The organism is Streptomyces sp. NTH33 (assembly GCF_003236365.1).
Lineage (GTDB): Bacteria > Actinomycetota > Actinomycetes > Streptomycetales > Streptomycetaceae > Streptomyces.
Genome location: NZ_POTZ01000435.1, coordinates 1 through 5796, shown reverse-complemented (window position 1 = coordinate 5796; position 5796 = coordinate 1). Strand labels below are relative to the sequence as shown.

The window sequence follows — 5796 nt, the reverse complement described above, 5'->3', positions numbered from 1 at the left end:
CTCCCCTCCCGGCCGAGGGCGGGGAGGGACTCCTGCTACCGGCCGACCGGCCGACCGGTCCTACGCGGGAAGCCAGGCGTAGCAGCCCGACGAGACGAACGTACGGGTCCCGGCCGGGATCCTCGCGGTCACCTTCTTCGTGCCGCCCGGGCCGGGCCCGGACGCCAGCACCTTGTCGCCTGCGCCCAGCGCCTTCCAGGTGCAACCCTCGGCGGTGGTCAGCGCCCGGTACGTGCCCGGCGCCGGCTTCTTGTGCGTGCCGTCGGCGAAACCGGTCGCGGCGGAGTTCAGCAGGGGCTTCAGCTCCGGGCACAGCTGGGTGATCGCGTCGTCGGCGGACGGCACGTCCCCGGCGATGAGCGCGCCGATCGCGGCTTCCCTGTCGTGGGCGGCGGTGCGCTCGATGCGCTGGCAGGCCTCCTGGCCGACCTGGAGCACGGCGGCCGGGTCCATGTTCTCGGGTACCCGGTTGTGCAGGTACTTCTTCTCCCTGGCGGTGAAGGAACCGGTCACCGGGGTGAGCTTCGCGTCGGGCAGGACCGGGCCCTTGGGGGGTTTCGACGGGCTCCTCGGGGGTTTCGACGGGCCCTCGGGCGGTGCCGATGAGCCCTCGGGGGGAACCGGCGGGCCCTCGGGCGCGGGGCTCGCCTGGTCGTCGGGTACGGCGGCGGCCTGGGCGTCGGAGATGCTCCGCGTGGGCTTCGGCTTCGCCTCCGTGCCGCCTTGCGAGCTGCAGCCGGCGAGGGCGAGGAGCGCGGTGAGAGCGGCGGCGCCGCGCCGAAGAGGCCGAAGAGTGCGAGTGTGCATGGTGGCTCCTGCGGCCCCAGCGGGCCTGGGTATGGGGGCGGGCCCATGCGGAAGAGGCGGGCCCGCGTGGGGTGTGCGGGGCGCCGGTTCGTGGTCCGGCGCCCCGCACGCGGGAACGGTGAGAGCCAGGGCCTACGGCGTCCCGAAGATCAGCACCAGCTGCGGGGTGTTCTCCGCTGCCGACGCCTCCCGGGACCACAGCCACAGGGCGTCCGTCCCGGTGCTCGTGAGCGCCAGGTCGTAAGCGCCGCCCAGAGCCGGGGAGAGCGCCGCGGTGTCGAGCGCCGCCGAGTAGACCGTCGAGATGTCGGTGGCCCCGCTCAGGGTGCCGATCACGGTCGAGGACAGGGTGGGCCTGGAGGTGTAGGTGGTCCCTGCCTCCGTCCAGTTGCCGTTGACGGGCCGCACGGAGATGTCGTCCGTGCTGCCCGCGCTGTCCAGCGTGGTGGTCTTCACCGCGAGCCGCGCGCTCTTGAGCACCGTCCCGGCCGGGGCCGATGGCAGGTCGAAGCGCAGATACGTCTCGTACGCCGCGCTGCCGCGCACCGCCAGCGAGGTGGAGGTGCCGTAATTGGTCCCGGCGGCACCGGCGTTGACGTAGGTGTCCTGCGACGCGCGGACGGTCTGCACGCTGTCGGCCGGAGCCGAGGCCAAGGTGTAGTGGCTCTGCACCTGGGCCGCGCTCAGCACCGACGGGTAGACCGCGGTCTCGTCGATCTGCCCGGCGAAGTAGTTGCTGGAGGGCTGGTTCGGCCAACCGTTGAGGTTGTCGCCGCCGACGTGCCAGTAACCGCTGTAGTTCTGGCTGCTCGTCTCGGCGAGCGTGCCGACCCTGGTGCCGTCCACGTACAGCGTCATCCCGGAGGCGCCCTGAGTGGCGACGACGTGGTGCCATCTGCCGTCGTTGTAGCTGCCGGGCGAGGTGATGGTGCGGGCGCTGCCCGTCCACACGCCGAAGACCAGCCGGCCGTCGTTGCGCATGTAGACGTGCTTGTCGTAATTGTCGCTGGTCCGCGTGGTGTTGTTGCCGAATCCGACGATCTTGCCGCCCCGGCTGGTGGTCGTCTTGAACCAGGTCTCGACCGAGTACTGACTCGGCACCGTGGTGCGCTTGTCGCTGTGGACGATCTGGTTGCTGCCGTTGAAGCCGATGGCGGTGGACGGACCGGTCACGGCGGCCGGGGTCTGCCGCAGCGAGGGCCCGCCCAGGTGGATGCCGTTCTGGTCGCCGGGTGAGGTGTCGCCGACGAACGGAGTGGCGGACTCGTCGTAGCGCCAGTACAGGTGCGCGCCGTCGTCGAGCACCTTCGCCGCGTACTTCTGGGCGGAGGCCGGCACCGTCACCGCGGCCGTGGCGGACAGCGCCGAGGTGTTGCCCGCGCCGTCGGTGGCCGTCACCCGGTAGCTGTAGGTGGAGCCGGCGGTGACGTTCCTGTCGGTGAACGACAGCTGCGGGCGCGACCACTCCACGGAGTCGCCGTCGACGGTGTACACGGGCGTGGAACCGCCGTTGCGGTAGACCTTGTACGTCAGCCTGGTGTCGTCCTTGTCGAGGCTGGCGCGCCAGCGGACCTGCGCCTCGGTCGGCTTGACGGACTCGGCGCCGACCACCGGCACCGTTGGCGCGCCGATGTCCGGGGAGGCCGCGAAGTGCGTCAGGCCCTGGGCCGCGGAGCCGTTGACGGTGGTGAACTCGCCGCCGACCCACATGTACTTGTTCTCGGAGGTCTCGGAGACCGTCATGGCGCGCGGGCCGATGCCCTCGCCCAGGCCGTCGTTGGTGTCCGGGAACCAGCCCAGTTTGTTGGTGCCGGACGTCGGCTCCGCGAGCAGGTGGTAGCGGCGCCCGTCGGGGAACTCCCCCATGCTGGAGCAGTCGTGCGCGTGCGAGGCGCTGTAGAGCACGTCCTGGTACGACTTGACGGCCTGGGTGGCGCCGAGGCAGGTGTCGCGCCAGCGCTGGTTGAGCGTGGACAGCTCGAGCGCGATACGGCCGTCGAAGACGCCGCCACCGGTGCCCTCGTTGGCGGTGTAGAAGCCCGTGGCGTCGGTGTCGAGCCCCTTGACCACCGAGTTGGTCTCGATGAACCCCGGGTAGGTGCGGACGTTGCCGCCCGTGGTCGCGTCGACGACGGCCAGGGCGTGCGAGTTCGTGCCGTTGACGGTGAAGAAGTCACCGCCGAGGATCACGTTCTTGCCGTCGGGGGTGACCGCGACGGCCCGGCCGGGCGCGTCCACGTCGGCCTGGAACGGCTTGACCGCGCCGCCGGCGGCGTCCACCGCCGCGTACCGCGCGTGCGCGCTGCCGCCGACCGTGGAGAAGTCACCGCCCAGGTAGACGGTGTCGTCGGTGACCGCGAGTGCTCGCACGGTGGCGGAGACACTGGGGCGGAAGTTCGCCTTGGGTGTGCAGGTGGCGATGTCGATGGCGGCGAGGCTGCTGACCTGCGTGCCGTTGACCGCGCCGAAGTAGCCGCCCGCGTACAGCGTCTTCTTGTCCGGCGAGACGGCGAGCGCCCGTACGGTCGCGGTGCCGCTGCCGACGGTGAAGGACAGTTTGCAGGACGTGGGATCGCCACTCGCCGCGTCCAGCGCGACGAAGTTCACCACGTCCTGCGCGGTGCCGCTTCCTCCCTGGGGCGGGCGCACCTGAGAGAAGGTGCCGCCCGCGAAGACCGTGCCGTGCGCCTCCGCCAGGGCCCACACGATGCCGTTGGTCTGCCAGGTCGGCAGGTCGTCGGCGGTGAAGGCGACGGGCGGGGTCAGCGCGGCGGCCGGCTGCGGCAGGGCCACCAGGCCCAGTCCCGCCGCGGTGGACAGGACGATGGCGGCGCTCAGCCGCCTGGATCTTCTCATGTACCCCCCCGGCTCCGGGGCCCGGTCGCGGGCCCTGTGCCTAGACGAGCCCGCCGGTGTTCCCCGATCCGAACGGGCCGCATGAACATGTTTGCTCGCGAACCATACGAGCACATGACACGCCATGGAATGCACTTGACTCATCTAGTAGGAAATTCCGCTGTATTCACGGTGGGCTCGGTGCGTCCCGGACGTCCGCATCCGGTACGAACAGCCGCCTTCAGCGCACACCCGGCGTCAGCGGTCGATGCGCACCGCGGCGCCCGCGAGCTGGTCCTCCACCTGCCGCACATCGGCGTCGACCATGATCCGCGCGAGCTCCTCCACCAGGACGGCGGGCTGCCAGCCCAGCGTCTCGCGCGCCTTGGACGCGTCACCGATCAGCGCGTCGACCTCGCTGGGGCGCTCGTACTTGGGGTCGTAGCGCACGTACTGGTTCCAGTCGAGGCCGGCGTGGGCGAACGCGGTCTCCACGAACTGCCGTACGGTGGACGCGACTCCGGTGGCCACCACGTAGTCCGTCGGCTCGTCGTGCTGGAGCATCCGCCACATCGCCTCGACGTACTCGGGCGCGTACCCCCAGTCGCGGACGGCGTCCAGGTTGCCGAGGTAGAGACGGTCCTGGAGACCGGCTCTGATCCGGGCGACGGCGCGGGTGATCTTGCGGGTCACGAAGGTCTCGCCGCGACGCGGGGACTCGTGGTTGAACAGGATGCCGTTGACCGCGAACATCCCATACGCCTCGCGGTAGTTGACGGTGGTCCAGTACGCGAAGACCTTCGCGGCGCCGTACGGGCTGCGCGGGTGGAAGGGGGTGCCCTCGTTCTGCGGGGGCGGCGTGGAACCGAACATCTCCGAGGACGACGCCTGGTAGATGCGGGTCTTCACCCCGCTCGCCCGGATGGCCTCCAGCAGCCGCAGCGTGCTCAGGCCGGTCACGTCACCGGTGTAGAGCGGCGCGTCGAAGGAGACCCGCACATGGGACTGGGCGCCCAGGTTGTACACCTCGTCCGGCTGTATGTCGCGCAGCAGGTTCACCAGCGCCACCCCGTCGGAGAGGTCGGCGTGATGCAGCACGAAGCGCCGCTCGGCCTCCTGGGGCCCCTGGTAGATGTGGTCGATCCGCTCGGTGTTGAAGCTGGACGACCGTCGCACCAGGCCGTGCACCCGGTACCCCTTCGACAGGAGCAGCTCCGCCAGGTACGAGCCGTCCTGCCCGGTCACGCCGGTGATCAACGCGGTCTTGCTCATGCGGTGTTCCCCTCCCTGCCGGACCCGTCCCGGGGACGGATCCGTTCCGTACGCCCGCGGTGTGCGGGCCGCATGTCGTGAACAACATGAAATTTCACCGGAGTTGGTGGTGCGGGCACGCTGATCACACGGCTCCTGGCATGATCCGGCCCATGACCGCATCGCTGCTGCCCCAACGCGCCCGTGTCCTCGTCGCCGGCCACCGTGGCCTGGTGGGCTCCGCCGTGGCCCGCCGGCTCGCCGCCGACGGGCACGAGGTCCTCACCCGCACCCGCGCCGAACTGGATCTGCGCGACGCCGCCCGAACCGCGGCCGAACTGACCGCCCTGCGCCCCGACGCGGTCGTGCTCGCCGCCGCGAAGGTCGGCGGAATCATGGCCAACAGCACTCAGCCGGTGCAGTTCCTGGAGGAGAACCTCCAGATCCAGCTCAGCGTGATGGCCGGAGCGCACGCCGCCGGTGTGGGCCGCCTGCTCTTCCTGGGGTCGTCGTGCATCTACCCCAAGCACGCCCCCCAGCCGATCACCGAGGACGCGCTGCTGACCGGACCTCTGGAGCCCACCAACGAGGCGTACGCCCTCGCGAAGATCGCGGGCATCGTCCAGGTGCAGTCCTATCGGCGCCAGTACGGCGCGTCGTACATCAGCGCCATGCCGACCAATCTCTACGGGCCCGGCGACAACTTCGACCTGGAGACGTCGCACGTCCTGCCCGCCCTGATCCGCCGCTTCCACGAGGCGGTGACCGAGGGGCGTGCACGGCGACACCGCCTCCCGGCTCGGCGGCGACGAGTTCGCGGCCCTCATCGTCGGGGACGGCACCCGCGACCGCACCGCCCGCGAAGGGCACATCCTGGAGCTCGCCGACCGCCTCAGGGTGACG

At 70.8% G+C, this 5796-nt stretch carries 4 protein-coding genes; 1 reads left to right on the top strand and 3 read right to left on the bottom strand.

Going from position 1 to position 5796, the window contains the following annotated elements:
* Positions 1 to 60: 60 nt before the first annotated feature.
* From C1I97_RS29755 to gmd, 3 genes are all read right to left on the bottom strand, one after another.
* The gene (locus C1I97_RS29755) at positions 61 to 807 is read right to left on the bottom strand and encodes a hypothetical protein (protein WP_111006206.1); all 747 of its coding nucleotides are present in this window, start codon (positions 805 to 807) and stop codon (positions 61 to 63) included.
* 132 nt (positions 808 to 939) lie between these two features.
* Positions 940 to 3663, bottom strand: a complete 2724-nt coding sequence (locus tag C1I97_RS29750) for a LamG-like jellyroll fold domain-containing protein (RefSeq protein WP_111006205.1) — start codon at positions 3661 to 3663, stop codon at positions 940 to 942.
* Between the two features lie 237 nt (positions 3664 to 3900).
* Positions 3901 to 4914: a GDP-mannose 4,6-dehydratase gene (gene gmd, locus C1I97_RS29745; RefSeq protein WP_111006204.1), complete on the bottom strand. Its 1014-nt coding sequence runs from the start codon at positions 4912 to 4914 to the stop codon at positions 3901 to 3903.
* Positions 4915 to 5066: 152 nt separating this feature from the next.
* On the opposite strand from gmd, the gene C1I97_RS29740 reads away from it, so the two are divergent.
* Positions 5067 to 5796: NAD-dependent epimerase/dehydratase family protein (locus C1I97_RS29740; protein ID WP_146608331.1), on the top strand; the 730-nt coding region annotated here is incomplete at its 3' end.

What these genes read in the sequence shown, in the direction of transcription:
- C1I97_RS29750 (WP_111006205.1), bottom strand. Translation starts at nt 3,663, where the DNA reads ATGAGAAGATCCAGGCGGCTGAGCGCCGCCATCGTCCTGTCCACCGCG.
- C1I97_RS29755 (WP_111006206.1), bottom strand. Translation starts at nt 807, where the DNA reads ATGCACACTCGCACTCTTCGGCCTCTTCGGCGCGGCGCCGCCGCTCTC.
- gmd (WP_111006204.1), bottom strand. Translation starts at nt 4,914, where the DNA reads ATGAGCAAGACCGCGTTGATCACCGGCGTGACCGGGCAGGACGGCTCG.